The sequence below is a fragment of the Modestobacter altitudinis genome, from assembly GCF_005930475.1.
GTDB classification, from domain to species: domain Bacteria; phylum Actinomycetota; class Actinomycetes; order Mycobacteriales; family Geodermatophilaceae; genus Modestobacter; species Modestobacter altitudinis.
This window is the reverse complement of the sequence record NZ_SJEW01000003.1, coordinates 75,499-90,074: the sequence shown is the minus strand read 5'-3', so window position 1 is coordinate 90,074 and position 14,576 is coordinate 75,499. Positions and strand designations below refer to the sequence as shown.

The 14,576-nt window shown below is 75.5% G+C and carries 16 protein-coding genes; 6 read left to right on the top strand and 10 right to left on the bottom strand.

What is annotated here, in order from left to right:
• Positions 1-397: 397 nt before the first annotated feature.
• From pcaC to pcaH, 5 genes are read right to left on the bottom strand one after another with little or no spacing between them, the layout of a single operon-like run.
• Entirely contained in the window at positions 398-814 is a 417-nt protein-coding gene (pcaC, locus tag FHL79_RS02125; RefSeq protein WP_138756979.1) for a 4-carboxymuconolactone decarboxylase, read from the bottom strand.
• The gene (gene pcaD, locus FHL79_RS02120; RefSeq protein WP_138756978.1) at positions 811-1,590 is read right to left on the bottom strand and encodes a 3-oxoadipate enol-lactonase; all 780 of its coding nucleotides are present in this window, start codon (positions 1,588-1,590) and stop codon (positions 811-813) included. The genes pcaC and pcaD overlap by 4 nt, the downstream gene beginning before the upstream one ends.
• Positions 1,587-2,918, bottom strand: a complete 1,332-nt coding sequence (locus FHL79_RS02115) for a lyase family protein (protein WP_138756977.1) — start codon at positions 2,916-2,918, stop codon at positions 1,587-1,589. The genes pcaD and FHL79_RS02115 overlap by 4 nt, the downstream gene beginning before the upstream one ends.
• Positions 2,919-2,943: 25 nt before the next feature.
• On the bottom strand, positions 2,944-3,612 hold the full coding sequence (gene pcaG / locus FHL79_RS02110) for a protocatechuate 3,4-dioxygenase subunit alpha (RefSeq protein WP_138756976.1): 669 nt from the start codon (positions 3,610-3,612) through the stop codon (positions 2,944-2,946).
• A 1-nt stretch (position 3,613) separates the two neighbouring features.
• On the bottom strand, positions 3,614-4,381 hold the full coding sequence (gene pcaH / locus FHL79_RS02105) for a protocatechuate 3,4-dioxygenase subunit beta (protein WP_171057962.1): 768 nt from the start codon (positions 4,379-4,381) through the stop codon (positions 3,614-3,616).
• Positions 4,382-4,484: 103 nt separating this feature from the next.
• Here pcaH and FHL79_RS02100 point away from each other — a divergent pair, with 103 nt between their 5' ends.
• The 5 genes from FHL79_RS02100 (at position 4,485) to FHL79_RS02080 (ending at position 8,199) form a co-directional block, all read left to right on the top strand.
• On the top strand, positions 4,485-5,228 hold the full coding sequence (locus FHL79_RS02100) for an IclR family transcriptional regulator (protein WP_246080244.1): 744 nt from the start codon (positions 4,485-4,487) through the stop codon (positions 5,226-5,228).
• 49 nt (positions 5,229-5,277) lie between these two features.
• A complete protein-coding gene (locus tag FHL79_RS02095) occupies positions 5,278-6,447 on the top strand; it encodes a 4-hydroxybenzoate 3-monooxygenase (protein ID WP_138756974.1) in 1,170 nt (389 codons plus the stop codon).
• Between the two features lie 201 nt (positions 6,448-6,648).
• On the top strand, positions 6,649-6,858 hold the full coding sequence (locus FHL79_RS02090; RefSeq protein WP_138756973.1) for a hypothetical protein: 210 nt from the start codon (positions 6,649-6,651) through the stop codon (positions 6,856-6,858).
• Between the two features lie 52 nt (positions 6,859-6,910).
• The gene (locus FHL79_RS02085) at positions 6,911-7,531 is read left to right on the top strand and encodes a hypothetical protein (protein ID WP_138756972.1); all 621 of its coding nucleotides are present in this window, start codon (positions 6,911-6,913) and stop codon (positions 7,529-7,531) included.
• Entirely contained in the window at positions 7,531-8,199 is a 669-nt protein-coding gene (locus FHL79_RS02080; protein WP_138756971.1) for a hypothetical protein, read from the top strand. Before FHL79_RS02085 ends, FHL79_RS02080 begins: the two co-directional genes overlap by 1 nt.
• 10 nt (positions 8,200-8,209) lie before the next feature.
• Here FHL79_RS02080 and FHL79_RS02075 read toward each other — a convergent pair whose 3' ends face one another.
• Both FHL79_RS02075 and FHL79_RS02070 read right to left on the bottom strand, forming a co-directional pair.
• Positions 8,210-9,820 carry a GMC family oxidoreductase gene (locus tag FHL79_RS02075; protein ID WP_138756970.1) on the bottom strand — a complete coding sequence of 537 codons (1,611 nt, stop codon included), beginning with the start codon at positions 9,818-9,820 and terminating at the stop codon, positions 8,210-8,212.
• Entirely contained in the window at positions 9,817-10,695 is an 879-nt protein-coding gene (locus FHL79_RS02070; RefSeq protein ID WP_138756969.1) for an MBL fold metallo-hydrolase, read from the bottom strand. Before FHL79_RS02070 ends, FHL79_RS02075 begins: the two co-directional genes overlap by 4 nt.
• A 57-nt stretch (positions 10,696-10,752) precedes the next feature.
• Here FHL79_RS02070 and FHL79_RS02065 point away from each other — a divergent pair, with 57 nt between their 5' ends.
• Complete coding sequence (locus FHL79_RS02065; protein ID WP_138756968.1) at positions 10,753-11,277, top strand: hypothetical protein; 525 nt, start codon at positions 10,753-10,755, stop codon at positions 11,275-11,277.
• Between the two features lie 21 nt (positions 11,278-11,298).
• Here the strand turns inward: FHL79_RS02065 and FHL79_RS26065 are convergent, their stop codons facing one another.
• The 3 genes from FHL79_RS26065 to FHL79_RS02050 form a co-directional block, all read right to left on the bottom strand.
• Positions 11,299-12,606 (bottom strand): M23 family metallopeptidase, encoded by a 1,308-nt coding sequence (locus FHL79_RS26065; protein WP_138756967.1) that lies wholly within the window; start codon positions 12,604-12,606, stop codon positions 11,299-11,301.
• 94 nt (positions 12,607-12,700) lie between these two features.
• The gene (locus FHL79_RS02055) at positions 12,701-13,510 is read right to left on the bottom strand and encodes an ATP-binding cassette domain-containing protein (RefSeq protein WP_138756966.1); all 810 of its coding nucleotides are present in this window, start codon (positions 13,508-13,510) and stop codon (positions 12,701-12,703) included.
• A complete protein-coding gene (locus FHL79_RS02050) occupies positions 13,507-14,568 on the bottom strand; it encodes an ABC transporter permease (RefSeq protein WP_246080242.1) in 1,062 nt (353 codons plus the stop codon). The genes FHL79_RS02055 and FHL79_RS02050 overlap by 4 nt, the downstream gene beginning before the upstream one ends.
• Between the last annotated feature and the right edge of the window lie 8 nt (positions 14,569-14,576).

Genomic DNA, 14,576 nt, shown 5'->3' with positions numbered 1-14,576 from the left:
AGCACTGCGGCACGGCAGGGGCGGTGCTCCAGGTCGGGTGGGTGCGGACCGCACCGGCCCGCCGGTCCGCCCTACCCGACGTGTGCGGACACCAACCGTCCGGCATGGCGCCTGCTCACCCGGGCGGGGCGGCCCTCGACGCGCACGACCCGTCGCCGTCCTGCTGCGGTCGGTGAGGTCGCCTGGGACGTGCCGGCGGCGGAGCGTCACGGCTCCCCGGACGAGCCGCTGCGACCGGCCGGAGTGCTGGACACCACCTCGGCACCGCCCGAGGCTGGTCCCCGGGCCGGCGAGGTGGTCGGCCCGACGAGCCTGCTGCCGGCCCCCCGACCGGCAGCACCCGGTCCTGGCTCGGGCCGCCGCTGTTCCCCCAGCGACGGCCCGGGCCGGGCGCCCCTCAGCCCTCGGCGCGCAGCTCGGCCAGGATCGGCTTCGCGACGGCGAGCGCGTGGTTGGCCGCCGGCACGCCGGCGTAGACGGCGGTGTGCAGGCAGACCTCGGCGATCTCGTCGTCGGTGAGCCCGTTGTGCACCGCGGCCTTCACGTGCAGCGCGAACTCGTCCCAGTGCCGCAGCGACGCGGTGATCGCCAGGGTGAGCATGCTGCGCGTGCGCCGGTCCAGCCCGGGCCGCTGCCACAGGTCACCCCAGGCGACCCGGGTGATGAAGTCCTGGAAGTCGGCGGTCAGCGGGGTGACCGCGGCGACGGCGCGATCGACGTGCGCGTCGCCCAGCACCTCACGGCGCACCCGCATCCCGGCGGCGCGGCGCTGCTCGTCGGTCGTCGGGCCCGTTCCGTCCGCGGCTTCGCTCATCGCTCGTCCCCTGCTGCGTCGAGGTGACCGAGCAGCGCGCCGCTGACCCGCAGCGGCTGCTCGAGGTTGGCCAGGTGTGCGCCCGGGCTGACGGTGAGCAGCTCGGCGCCGCGGATCCCGTCGGCGATCGCCTGCTGGTGCGCCGGCGGCAGAGCCGGGTCCTCGGCGCCGGAGACCACCAGCGTCGGCGCGGTGACCCGGCCGAGGTCCTCCCGCAGGTCCACGCCGCCGACCACCTCGGCGCACGCGGCGTACCCCTCGTCGTCGGCGCCGGCGATCATCGCCTCGAGCCGGGCGACCAGGTCGGGGTGCGCGGCGGCGTACGCCGGCGTCAGCCACCGGCTGACCACGGCCGGCGCGAACGACCCGGTGCCCTCGGCCCGGGCGGCGGCCGCCCGGTCCAGGAACCCCTGCGGCTCGGTCTTCGCCGAGGAGCAGAGCACCGCCAGCCGGTGCACCCGCTGCGGCTCCCGGGCGGCCAGCCGGAGCGCGGTCATCCCGCCCAGTGAGAGCCCGACGACGTGCGCCCGCTGCGCACCGACCCGGTCCAGCAGGGCCAGGACGTCGTCGACCAGGTCGTCGAGGGTGTACGGCCCCGCCGGGGCGGGGGACGCGCCGTGCCCGCGGGTGTCGTAGGTGACGACCCGGTACCGCTCGGCCAGCACCGGCACCTGCGGGTCCCACATGGCGCGCGTCGCGCCCAGGGAGTTGGACAGGACGACGACCGGGGCGTCCTCCGGCCCGTCGACGGTGGCGTCGACCTCGACGGCGGTCATGGGCGTCCTCCTTGGGCAGCGATGACGTGGGCGGCGAGGGCGGCGTCCACCTGGGCTCCGGCCTCCCCGACGTCGGGGGTGGTGTCGGCGACGAGCGCCGCGCCGTCGACGTCGGCGCGCTCGAGCACCACGTCGGCGAGCGGGCGTCCCTCCCGTGCCGCGGTGCGGACGGCGGCGGACGCGGCGTCGTGCGCGGCGCCGGCACCGAGCGACGGGGTGAGCGCCTCGGCGAGCGCCCGGGCCAGCTGCGGGTCGCCGGCCGAGGTCACCGCATCGGCCATCCGGGCGGTGTCCAGCTGCAGGTCACCGAGGCACTCGGTGAGCCAGGAGGCCGCCGACCCGACGGTGCCCAGCAGCTCGGTCAGCGTCGGCCACTCCACGTGCCAGGTGCCCGCGCCGCGCTCGTGCTCCTGCTCCATCGCGGCGAGGAGCGTCGCCACCAGCCCGGGGGCGCGCCGGGCGCACGCCCGGGCGGAGACGGCCGCCACCGGGTTGTTCTTGTGCGGCATCGCCGAGGAGCCGCCACGGCGGGCGGAGACCTCGGCGGCCTCGGCGACCTCGCTCTGCGCCAGCAGGACGACGTCGACGGCGATCGTGGCCACCACCCCGGCGGCCGCGCCCAGCACCCCGGCGACGTCGGCGATGGGCAGCCGCACGGTGAACCAGGGGACGTCGGTGACCGCCAGCCCCAGCTCGGCGGCGAGCTCCCGGCGCAGGTCGACGCCGGAGCCGGAGCTCGCGGCCAGCGTCCCCACGGCGCCGCCGTACTGCACCGGCAGCGAGCCGCTCACCGCGGTCAGCCGCGCCCGGACGCCGTCCAGGCCGGCCAGCCAGGTGGCGGCCTTGAGGCCGACGGTGATCGGCAGTGCCTGCTGCAGCAACGTGCGGCCCATCAGCAGGTCGTCCCGGTGCTCGGCGGCCAGCCGGGCGCACGCCTCGGCCGCCGTGGCCAGGTCGGCCTCGATGAGCTGCAGGCCGCGCCGGGCCAGCAGCACCGCCGCGGTGTCGACGACGTCCTGACTGGTCGCCCCGACGTGCACGGCCCGGGCGGCGTGCGGGCCGGCGGCGTCCTGCAGCACCCGAACCAGCGGCGGCACCGGGTTGCCGGCGTCCGCGGCGCGCTCGTACACCGCGGCGAGGTCGAGGCCGGCGGGGTCGGCGCAGACCCGGCTGACCTCGTCGGCCGCGGCCTCCGAGACCAGCCCGACCCGGGCGGCGGCGCGCGCGAGCGCGCCCTCCACCTCGAGCAGAGCCACCAGCCACGGGTCCGCGGCCGGGCCGCCGGCCGAGACGGGGCCGCGGGCGAAGGTCGCGTCGAGGATGCTCACGCAGGCATCCTGTCGGGTCGCCGGCTCACACCGCGAAGAAGACGGTCTCGTCGTCCCCTTGCAGGTGGATGTCCAGGGCGTACCCGTCGTCGGTCGGCTGCGCGATCAGCGTCCGGCGGGAGGCGTCGTCGGGCAGCGCCGCCAGGACGTCGTCCTCGGCGTTGGCCTCGGCCTCGTCGGCGAAGTAGATCCGGGTGACGACCCGGTCGAGCAGCCCGCGAGCGAACACCGAGACGTCGACGTGCGGCGCCTGCAGCCCGCCCGCGCCGTCGTCGACCCGGCCCGGCTTGAGGGTGAGGATGCCGTACTCACCCGCCGGCTCGACGGTGTGCGACCGGCCGAAGCCGCGGAAGCCGGGGTGCCGCCGCTCGCCCTGCGGGGCGTCGGGATGGTCGAAGCGGCCGTCCGGGTCGGCCTGCCAGGTCTCGATCATCGCGTCGGGGACCAGGTCGCCGTTGCCGTCGAAGACGCGGCCGCGCAGCCAGATCGCACCCTCCGTGCCCTCGGCGACGGCGAACGGGCCGTCCGCCCAGGTCAGCCCGATCGCCAGGTACGGGCCGACCGTCGCGCTGGGCGTGGTGCCGAGCTGGAACGGCCCGTCCAGGAAGCCCGTGCCCCGCCGCGGGGTGCCCGGCCGCCGGTCGTTCTCCTCGTTCGCGCCCCTCACCTGCTGGGACAGATGGTCAACCGTCATCTCAGGCCACGTCTCCGTCGTCCTCGGTCTCGAAGGGCGTCTGCGCCGAACCGCGGAGCACGATGTCCCACTGGAAGGCCAGCGCCCAGTTGTCCTGGGTGCGGTCCAGGTCGAACGTGCTGATCGCGCGGTGCCGGGCCGACGGCGGGATCGCGTTGAAGATCGGGTCCTGCCAGAACAGCGGGTCGCCCGGGAAGTACATCTGGGTGACCAGCCGCTGGGTGAAGGCACGGCCGAACAGGCTGAAGTGGATGTGCGCCGGGCGCCAGGCGTTGTGGTGGTTCCCCCACGGGTAGGCGCCGGGCTGGATGGTGGTGAACTCGTACCGGCCGAGGCTGTCGGTCATCACCCGGCCCAGGCCGTCGAAGTGCGGGTCCAGCGGCGCCGGCCAGTTGTCGCCCACGTGCCGGTACCGGCCGGCCGCGTTGGCCTGCCAGATCTCCACGAGCGTGTCGGGGACCGGGCGGCCGCCGCTGTCCAGCACCCGGCCGAAGACGTTGATCCGCTGCCCCTGGGCCTCGCCGCCCATCCGCAGGGTCAGGTCCGCGTCGGCCGCGGTGACCCGGTCCTCGCCCAGCACCGGCCCGGTGACCTCGGTCAGCCGCTGCGGGAGGTCGACGGGCGTGCGCAACGGCGCGCGCAGGGCGGTGCTGCGGTAGTCGGCGTGGGCGACGGGGGTGCGCCGGCCCTCCGGCTCCTGGAGGTAGCGCGGGAGTTCCAGCGCGCTGTCCGACGCCGGCCGCGGCGCGCGAGATGTGGTCCCGGTCATGCCCGGACCGTACGGCCGACAGTAGGCTGGCCCTAGCGATGACTTCCGCTGGTCAGAAAGCAGGACGACGGTGGCAGGTGGGCAGACGGCGGCCGGACGGTCGGTGACCTCCCGAGCGCTCGGCGTGCTCGACGCCTTCGACTCCCGGCACCCACGCCTCACCCTCTCCGAGGTCGCCGTGCGCTCGGGCACCCCGCTGACCACCACCCACCGACTGCTCGCCGAGCTGGCCGCCTGGGGAGCGCTGTCCCGCCGGCCCGACGGCCGGTACGAGATCGGGCGCAAGCTCTGGGACCTCGGCCTGCTCGCGCCGGTGCAGCTGGAGCTCCGCCAGGTCGCCTCCGCGTTCCTGCTCGACGTGCACACCGCCACCCGGGACACCGTGCACCTCGCCGTCCGGGAGGGGCTGCGGGCGCTCTACGTCGAGCGGATCTCCGGCCGCGAGTCGGTGCCGGTCGTCAGCCAGGTGGGCAGCCGGCTGCCGCTGCACGCGACCGGCGTGGGCAAGGTGCTGCTGGCGTCGGCCCCCGACGACGTGGTCGACCAGGTCCTGCACCAGCTCACCCGGGAGACCCGGCACACCGTCTCCGACCCGCGGGTCCTGGCCCGCGAACTCGCCGAGGTGCGTCGCCGCGGCTGGGCGCGCACCGCGGAGGAGATGTCCCTCGGGGCTGCCTCCGTCGCCGTCCCGGTCACCGTCGACCGGTCCACCGGCCCGGTCGTGGTGGCCGCGCTGGGCATCGTCGTCCCGGCCCACCGCCGCGACGTCGGCCGGCTCGCCCCCGTGCTGCAGGTCGCCGCGCGGGGCATCGGCCGCGAGCTCGCCCGCTCCGAGCAGTTCCACTGACCGGAAGAACGGGCCGACCGGGAGGTCGCTGCCGGTCACACTCGTAGCCGTGCGCACCCAGGTCGGGATCATCGGTGCCGGCCCTGCCGGCCTCCTCCTCTCACGCCTCCTGCAGCTCCAGGGCATCGACACCGTGGTGCTGGAGAACCGCTCGCGGGACTACGTCGAGGCCCGGATCCGCGCCGGCATCCTGGAGCAGCACACGGTGTCGACGCTGATCGACGCCGGCGTGGGCGACCGGCTGCAGCGCGAGGGGCTGCCGCACGACGGCATCCACCTGCAGTACCCCGGCACCCGGCACCACCTGGACTTCCCTGCGCTGTGCGGGCGCAAGGTGTGGGTCTACGGCCAGACCGAGGTCACCAAGGACCTGATCGAGGCCCAGCTCGACGGCGGCCCGCCGCTGCTGTTCGACGTCTCCGACGTCGTCCCGGAGGACGTCGACGGCGACTCCCCGCGGATCCGGTTCACCGACGCCGCGGGCGACCCGCAGGTGCTCGAGTGCGACGTCATCGCCGGCACCGACGGCTTCCACGGCGTCTCGCGCCCGGTCGTGACGGCCGCCGGCGGGCGGACCTGGGAGCGCACCTACCCCTTCTCCTGGCTCGGCATCCTCGCCGACGTCGCGCCGTCGGAGGACGAGCTGGTCTACGCCTGGCACCCCGACGGGTTCGCGCTGCTCTCCATGCGCTCGCCGTCGGTCTCCCGGCTCTACCTGCAGGTCGACCCCACCGAGAAGATCGAGGACTGGTCCGACGACCGGATCTGGGACGGGCTGTCCACCCGGTTCGCGCTCGACGGCTGGGAGCTGCAGACCGGCCCGGTCACCGAGAAGTCGATCCTGCCGATGCGCTCGTTCGTGTCCGCCCCGATGCGCCGCGGCCGGCTGTTCCTCGCCGGGGACGCCGCGCACATCGTCCCGCCGACCGGGGCCAAGGGCCTCAACCTCGCGGCCGCCGACGTCACCCTGCTCGCCCAGGCGCTGGTCCGGCTGCTCGCCGAGAAGCAGACCGACCTGGTCGACAGCTACTCCGACCGGGCACTGGCCCGCGTCTGGCGCTGCACCCACTTCTCCTGGTGGATGACCTCGATGTTCCACCGCTCCGGTGACGACTTCGACGCCGAGCTGCAGCTCTCCCAGCTCCGCCGGGTCTGCGGCAGCGAGACCGCCGCCCGCGAGCTCGCCGAGAACTACACCGGCCTCCGCCTGGACCGCTGACCGCGGTTTCGCGCGACCGAGTACGCGTCCTTTGTCGCGCGAAACCGCGGCTTCAGGCGGGGGACCGGCATGGGTTCGGGCTGGTGGACGACGCCGCGACCCCGTCAACTGTCAGACTCCCCTGATCTGACCGGCAGCTTCGGTGACATCTGCCCGCCTTCGGCCCGGACACGGACCGGTCCCCACCACTAACTTGTAGTGATGCTCTCGACGCTCTTCGTCATCGCCGCCGTGCTCCTGGGGCTGCTCGTCCTGCTCTCCGTGATCGTGCACCTCAGTGCCCGCCCGGCGACCCGCGGGAGGACGACGGCCGCGCGCACGCCCTCCTGGGTCGTCGACGCCGGTCAGCCGCACCCCGACGCGTGGTCGCCGCTGTCCCAGACCAGCACCCAGATCCGCGCCCTCCGCTGACCGGCCCGCCGGCTGGGGGGACCGCGGCGCCTCCCCCGCTAGGCTCCCGGCGATGACCAGCGACTCGCCCCCGTTGCAGGTCTACCCGATCGGGCAGCTGATCCGGGTCCGGGCCGCCGAGGACGAGTTCCACGTCCGGGTGGGCGCCGAGCTGCGGCGACTCCCCTCGACCGACTTCAGCGTGTGGGCGATGGCGCACGGCCCGGCCGACCACGTCCCCCGCCCCTGGACCGCCGACGAGCTCGCCGACCAGGCGCGCGCGGTCGGGCTCCCCGACGCCCCTGACCGACTGGTGCACCTGCTGGAGACCGGCCTGGTCGCCCTGGCGGCACCCGGCACCGAGAGCGGCCGGACACTGGCCCGCCGGGTCCGCATGGTGCCGCTGGTCCTGGGGCTGGGGAACTCCGCGGAGAACCCGGACGCCTACTCCGTCGGCCTGCCCGGCCGCCCGCTCGCGGTGCTCTCCGCCGCCGCCTACGACCTGTTCGAGTGGGCGACGATGGAGACCAGCCTGTGGCGGGCCTGCGAGGGTGCCGCCGCCACGGCCGCCCGCGTCGGCATCGAGGACCCGCTGGCCAGCGACCCGGAAGCCGTGCTGACCTCACTGCTCAGCGACCTGCACCGGCTGCTCACTCCGAACGCCGTCTGCCTGGACACCTGGGCGGTGAGCTGATGCCCGTCGAGGAACCGCTGGTGCTGCCGCTGGGCCACGCGATGGGCCCCTTCCACCAGCGCCGGGGCGCACCGCCGGCGTACTGGGTGGTCCGGCTGGGCTGGGACAGCCCGCTGCTGACCGACCAGGCCACCGCCGACGTCTGGACGCTGGCGCACGGGCTGCCCGGCCAGGCGGGCCGGACGCCGTGGACCCGGCAGCAGCTCTGCCGGGCGGCCGGCGAGGCGGGCGTCGAGGACCCGGAGACGGTGCTCGACGCGCTCGTCGGCCGGGGGCTGGTCGCCGAGGTCGCGCCGGGCACCCCGGAGGCCGCGGAGTTCGCCGCCACGCACCGGGTGCAGTCGCTGCTGCTGGGCCTGGGTGAGCTCCCCGACCAGCGCGGCCTGGACGGGATCGGGCTGCTGGGCATGCCACCGCTGGCCCGGGTGCCGCTGGGCACGTACGAGTTCTGGCAGTGGGGCCACCTGTGGCCCACCCTGACCGAGGCGGCCGCCGGGCTGGCCGAGATGGCCGCCCAGTCGCCCGAGCACGCACCGGAGGAGGCCGACCCGGCGCAGGTGCTGGACCGGGTGCTCTCCGAGCTGCACCAACTGCTGTCCGTGCGGGCGGTCTACCTGGACCGCTCGCTGGCCATCGCCGACGCCGAGCGGACCGCGCCGGCCGGCTGACCCGGTCTGCTCACCAGAGCTCCGCCGCGCGTTCGCCGATCATCACCGCGGTCGCGGCGGGCCCGCGGGAGGTGACCTGGGGCATCACCGAGGTGTCCACCACCCGCAGCCCCTCGACCCCGCGGACCCGCAGGTGCTGGTCGACCACGGCACCGGGGTCGCCGTCCGGGCCCATCCGGGCGCTGCCGGCGAGGTGGATGGCGGTCGCCAAGTGCCGCCGGGTCCACCGGTCCAGCTCGCGGTCGTCGCGCAGCACCTCGTCGGGCAACCCGGTCCGCTCGGCGACGAGCGGTGCGAACGCCGCCGTCCGCAGCAGCTCGGCGGCCAGCCGCACGCCCTCCCGCAACCGCCGCCGGTCGGCCTCCTCGGTCAGGTACCGGTGCTCGATCCGGGGCTGGACGAGCGGGTCGGGGCTGGTGAGGGTCAGCCGGCCGCGGCTGTCCTCCTGCTGCAGCGCCACCGCCAGGTACAGGTCGTCGCGGCGACGGGCCTGGTCGAGCAGCCGGTGCAGCGAGGCCCCGCGCAGCGCCCGCAGGGTGCCGGCCGACCGGCGCACCGCCTCGCCCAGCCCAGCCAGGGCCGACCCCTGCGACCGGTCCAGCAGCACCTTGCGGAACGGCTTGAGCCAGGGCATCACCTCGAGGTCGGCGACCGCCGACCCCTCGGCCGGGGTGTTCAGCGCCGTCGCCAGGGGCAGCAGGTCCCGCGGCATCGGCGTCCGCTGGCTCGGCTGCCAGGTGACGTAGAGGTCGGGGTGGTCGCTGAACTGCGCGCCGACGCCGGGGGCGTCGACCAGCACCGGCACGCCGGCGGCGCGCAGCTGGTCGGCCGGGCCGATCCCGGACAGCAGCAGCAGGTGTGGCGAGGCGACCGCTCCGGCGGCCAGCACCACCTCGTCGGCGCGGAGCACGCCGGCGGGGGTCTGCACGCCGACGGCGCGACCGCCCTCGACCACCACCCGGGTGACCCGGGTGCCGCCCCGCACGGTGAGCAGGTCCGAGGAGCGCCGCGGGGCGAGGTAGGCCATCGCGGTGTTGACCCGCACGCCGTCGACCACGTTGACCGGGACGGGACCGTGCCCGGCGGGTCCGCCGGCGTTCTTGTCCGGCTCGGCCGGGAAGCCGAGCTCGTCGCAGGCCGCGGCGAACGCGTCGGTGACCGGGTGGGACAGGTGCTGGCGGCGCACCGGCATCGGCCCGTCCGCGCCGTGCCCGGGGCGGTCGCCGAAGTCGGCGTCGGCCTCCGAGCGGCAGAAGGCCGGCAGCACCGCGGCCGCGGACCAGAGGTCGTTGCCCGCGGCCGCCCAGCCGTCGAAGTCCGCGGGGGTGCCGCGGACGAAGTAGGTGCCGTTGAGCGCGCTGGACCCGCCGAGCACCCGGCCCCGCACGACCGGGTAGCTGACGTCCTCGGCGAGCTGCGCGGTGTACGTCCAGTTGGCCGGGTGGCCCGGGGTGGCCGCGCCGAGGGTGGCGGCGTCCCGCAGCGACGCCGGGAAGTCCGCCGCCGTCGGGTGGTCCGCGCCGGCCTCCAGCAGCAGCACCCGGCGGCCGGCGTCGACCAGCCGCGCCGCGAGCGCGCAGCCGGAGGAACCGGCGCCGACGACGACGACGTCCCAGCTCACGGTCCGGCGACCAGGGCGACCGCGTCGTCGGCCCACGGCTCGACGCGGCCCTCGGCCACCAGCTTGGCCAGGGTGGCCCGGGTCGACTGGGCCGCCGCCGGCCACAGCTCCCGCGGCACGGCGGCGTAGACCTGCGCCACCAGCTGGTCCACGCTCTGCGGCCCCGCGGCGAGGGCGCCGACCAGCTGCTCCTCGCGGTAGGTCCGGTGCGCCCGGTAGAAGTCCAGGACGGCGGACGGGTCGACGGTGAGCTCGGGGCCGTGGCCGCAGTACAGCGCCGAGGGGCCGAGGTCGTGCACCCGGCGCAGCGACTCCAGGTAGGCCACCACGTCGCCCTCGGGATGGGTCACCACCGACGTGCCGCGCCCCAGCACGTGGTCGCCGACCAGCACGGCCCCGGACTCCAGCCGGAACGCCAGGTGGTCGGCGGTGTGGCCGGGCGTGCCGACGACGCCGATCGTCGTCCCGGCCAGCTGCAGCTGGTCCCCGGTGGTGAGCAGCCGGCCGCCCGGTCCGGTGACCGACGCCGTGGCGGCCCCGACCGGGGCACCGAAGCGCGCGCCCCACGGCTGCGCCGCCTCCGCGTGGTCGCCGTGGTGGTGGGTGACCAGCACCGCCACCACCCGGGCGTCCCTGGCGGCGAGCACCGCCTCCACCGCGGCCAGGTGACCCGCGTCGGGCGGCCCGGGGTCGACCACGACGGCCTGGCCGCGGCCGGGCGCACCCACGACGTAGGTGTTGGTGCCGTCCAGGGTCATGCTCGAGGCGTTGGGCGCCAGCACCCGGGACACCAGCGGTTCCAGGTCAGCCGTGCGCGGCAGCGCGCCGGGGGCGGGCAGGCCCCAGCCGGTGCGGGGGTCCGCGGGCGCGCTCACCTCCCGCACGCTAGCCGTCGCCGTCCGGCCGGAGCAGCGGCGGCTAGCGTCGAGGGCATGCGCGCACCCGCACTCCTGCTCACCGCCGGCCTGTCCGCCGCCCTGCTGCTCACCGGCTGCGAGAGCTCCGACGAGGAGTCCTCGGCGGCGTCGTCCGGCAGCAGCAGCTCGAGCGCCGCACCGACCTCGTCCGGCAGCTCCTCGGCGTCGCCCAGCGCGACCAGTGCGGAGGCGGCCGCGTTCTGCGAGCAGGCGGTGTCGCTGGAGCAGTCGGTGAACGCGACCGTCGGGACGGCGAGCAACGACCCCACCCAGCTCGCCCCTGCCCTGCAGCAGCTGGCCGACCAGTACGCCGACGTCCAGGCGCCGGCCGAGATCGCCGGGGACTGGACCACCCTGGTCGACGGCGTGCAGCAGCTGGCCACCGCGGCCCAGGGCATCGACTTCACCGACCCGACGGCGGCGCAGCAGCTGCAGGAGGCCGCCGCGGGGCTGCAGGAGCAGCTCACCACGGCCACCACGAACGTCTCGAGCTACGCGACGGCCAACTGCCCCGAGACGACACTCGCGCCGACCAGCTGACCACCCGACAGGGGGGTGAGGTCAGCAGCCGCGGATGGTGATGCCGCGGGCCTTGAGCCACGGCACCGGGTCGACCTGACCGCCGTACATCGCCCCGCTGGGGTGCACCTCGAAGTGCAGGTGCGGGCCGGTCGACTGGCCCCGGTTGCCGACCTCGGCGATCCGCTCGCCGGCCGAGACCCGCTCCCCGGCGGCGACGAAGTACCGGTTGACGTGCCCGTAGACGGTGACCGCGCCGTCGTCGCCGCGGAGGTAGACGGCCTGGCCGAAGCCGGTCGCCGCGCCGGCGCGCTGCACCACCCCGTCTGTCGCGGCGTAGATCGGCGTGCCGATCGGGGCGGCGATGTCGACGCCGTAGTGGGTGACCCCCCAGCGGGCGCCGAAGCAGCTGCTGGTCCGGCCGGTGGCCGGCCGCACGTACCCGGAGCCGCCGGTGTCGGCGGCCTCGTCGGCGGCCGCCTGGGCGCGGGCCCGCTCCTCGGCCTCCCGGGCGGCGGCCTCCTCGGCCGCCTTCTGCGCGACCCACGCCTGGTAGGCGTCGCGGGCGCCCTGCAGCTCCAGCAGGCGCACCTGGGCCGCCTGCAGCTGCTGCTCCAGCGCGGCCTTCTGGGCCGCGGCGTCGGCGACCGCCTTCTCCTGCGCGGCCAGCTGGGCCTCGGCCTCGGCCTTGGCCGCCTGCGCGGCCGCCTCGGCTGCCGCCTTCTGGTCCCGGGCGCTCCGGGCAGCGGCGTCCGCGGCGGCCTGCTGCACGCGCGCCGCCTCGAAGGCGCCGAGCACGTCGACCTGGTGGTCGGCGACGTAGTCCAGCGTCGCCGCCTTGCGCACCAGCTCGGCCGGCCCGTCGACGTCCAGCAGCGCCATCTCGCTGGTGAGCGTGGTGCCGTTCATGTACGTGTTGCGGGAGAAGTCGGTCAGCCGCGCCTGCGCCGCGGCCACCGCGTCGGCGGCCGCCTGCAGGTCCAGCGCGGCCCGCTCGGCGGTGGCCTCGGCGGCCTGCCGGGCCTCCTCGGCGAGCAGGTACGCCGTGCCCGCCGCCTCGGCCTGGACCTGCGCCTGCTCCAGCTGCGCCTCGGCCGCCGCCACCAGGCCGGCGATCCGGCCGACCTCGGCCGCTGCGGCGTCCTGCGCGACCCGGGCGTCCTGGAGCTGGGAGTCCGTGGGGTTCTCCGGCGCGGCCGATGCCACGCCGCCTCCGGTCAGGACCACCGCGCCGGCCAGCAGGACCGCCAGCGCGCCGGCGCGCAGCCGGGACGCGCGCCGCAACCCGGCCCCCCCGCCGGGCAGGCGGCGGACGGGCGCCGGGGCAGCGCGCAGCGGTCGCTGCGACATCGGGGCTCCTGGGGAAGAGGAATCGGGCCCGGACAGGGTCGCATCTCCCCCACCAGTCACAAAGCCAACACGCGCCGCAAGGACCACAACACCGTCAGCGACCGGAGGGGCGTTCCAGCTCCTCGGCCAGCTCTGTGAGCTCGTCACCGCCGGCCATCATCCCGGTCAGCTGCTCGCGACTCAACTCCCCCTTGGCGAAGTCGCCCATGCTGCGGCCGCGGTTGAGCAGCAGGAACCGGTCGCCCACCGGGTGGGCGTGGTGCGGGTTGTGGGTGATGAAGACGACGCCGAGCCCGCGGTCGCGGGCCTGCGCGATGTAGCGCAGCACCACCCCCGCCTGCTTGACCCCGAGGGCGGACGTCGGCTCGTCCAGGATGAGCACCCGGGCGCCGAAGTGGACCGCCCGCGCGATCGCCACCGACTGCCGCTCACCGCCGGACAGCGTGCCCACCGGCTGGTCGGGGTCCCGGATGTCGATCCCCATCGCGGACAGCTCCCGGCGGGTGACCTCCTTGGCCGTCGCGCTGTCGAACCGCCGGAACGGACCCCAGCCGGTCGTCGGCTCCGAGCCGAGGAAGAAGTTCCGCCAGATCGCCATCAGCGGGATCATCGCCAGGTCCTGGAAGACGGTGGCGACGCCGGCGTCCAGCGCCTCGCGCGGCGCCCCGAAGCTCACCGGCTGCCCGTCCAGCAGCAGCTCGCCGCGGGTGGGCTTGTGCACGCCGGACAGCACCTTGATCAGCGTCGACTTGCCCGCACCGTTGTCGCCGAGCACGCAGGTCACCTGACCGGCCCGCACCGTGGTGGAGATGTCGTCCAGCGCGATGACCGAGCCGAAGTCCTTGCCGATCCCGCGCAGCTCCAGCAGCGGCGCGTCGGGCCGGTCCCCGGCCGCGGTGCTCATCGGCGGGCCGCCTCGGCGTAGCGCCGCACCAGCCGGTTGGACAGCACTGCGAGCAGCAGCATCGCCCCGAGGAAGAAGTAGAACCAGTCGGCGTCCCAGTTGAGGTAGACGATCCCCTGCTGGGTCATGCCGAAGACCAGCGCGCCGAGCGCCGCGCCGATCGCCGAGCCGAACCCGCCGGTGAGCAGGCAGCCGCCGATGACCGCCGCGACGATGTAGATCAGCTCCTGCCCGGTGCCGGTGTTGGCCTGCACCGAGGTCAGCCGGACGGCGGTGATCGAGCCGACCAGCCAGGCCGCGGCCGCGGTGGTCATGAACAGCGTGATCGTCGTCCGGGCGGCCGGGACGCCGACGTTGCGGCTGGCCACCTCGTCACCGCCGGTGGCGAACACCCAGTTGCCGAACCGGGTGCGCAGCAGCACCCAGCTGGCGACGGCGGTGGCCAGCAGCCACCACACGACAGCCACCCGGAACGGCTGCCCGAAGACGCTGATCGTGGAGGCCAGCAGCAGCTCCGCCGAGTGGTAGCCGGGCGCGTCGGCGATCCCGCGGACGATGACCGTGCCGGTGAACAGCTTGGTCAGGCCCAGGTTGAGGCCCTGCAGCATGAGGAACGTGCCGAGCGTGATGATGAAGCTGGGCAGCCCGGTCCGGGTGACCAGCCAGCCGTTGAGGAAGCCGATCGCCAGCGCGAGCACCAGCGAGACGGCGATGGCGACCCAGATGTTCTGGTCCAGCTGGGTCGCCACGATCCCGACCGTGAGCGCCGTCGTGCCGGTCATGACGCCGGCGGACAGGTCGAAGTGCCCGCCGATCATCAGCAGCGCGACCGCGACCGCCATGATCCCCAGCGTCGAGGCGACGTCCAGCCAGTTCGCCACCCCGCCGAGGGAGCGGAAGACGCTGGACTGGACGGAGAAGAACGCCAGGATGACGACGGCGCCGATCAGCGAGCCAAGCTCGGGCTTGACCAGCAGCCGGCGCCACAGCCCGACGGCGGCGACGCGCTCGTCGGCGCGCGCCGGCCGGCTCACCGGCGCCTGCTGGGTGGCACTCACGTCCGCTC

Coding starts and splice junctions, on each gene's coding strand:
- FHL79_RS26065 (WP_138756967.1), bottom strand. CDS start 12,606: ATGTCGCAGCGACCGCTGCGCGCTGCCCCGGCGCCCGTCCGCCGCCTG.
- FHL79_RS02090 (WP_138756973.1), top strand. CDS start 6,649: ATGCTCTCGACGCTCTTCGTCATCGCCGCCGTGCTCCTGGGGCTGCTC.
- pcaD (WP_138756978.1), bottom strand. CDS start 1,590: ATGACCGCCGTCGAGGTCGACGCCACCGTCGACGGGCCGGAGGACGCC.
- FHL79_RS02065 (WP_138756968.1), top strand. CDS start 10,753: ATGCGCGCACCCGCACTCCTGCTCACCGCCGGCCTGTCCGCCGCCCTG.
- pcaC (WP_138756979.1), bottom strand. CDS start 814: ATGAGCGAAGCCGCGGACGGAACGGGCCCGACGACCGACGAGCAGCGC.
- FHL79_RS02085 (WP_138756972.1), top strand. CDS start 6,911: ATGACCAGCGACTCGCCCCCGTTGCAGGTCTACCCGATCGGGCAGCTG.
- FHL79_RS02080 (WP_138756971.1), top strand. CDS start 7,531: ATGCCCGTCGAGGAACCGCTGGTGCTGCCGCTGGGCCACGCGATGGGC.
- FHL79_RS02055 (WP_138756966.1), bottom strand. CDS start 13,510: ATGAGCACCGCGGCCGGGGACCGGCCCGACGCGCCGCTGCTGGAGCTG.
- pcaG (WP_138756976.1), bottom strand. CDS start 3,612: ATGACGGTTGACCATCTGTCCCAGCAGGTGAGGGGCGCGAACGAGGAG.
- pcaH (WP_171057962.1), bottom strand. CDS start 4,381: ATGACCGGGACCACATCTCGCGCGCCGCGGCCGGCGTCGGACAGCGCG.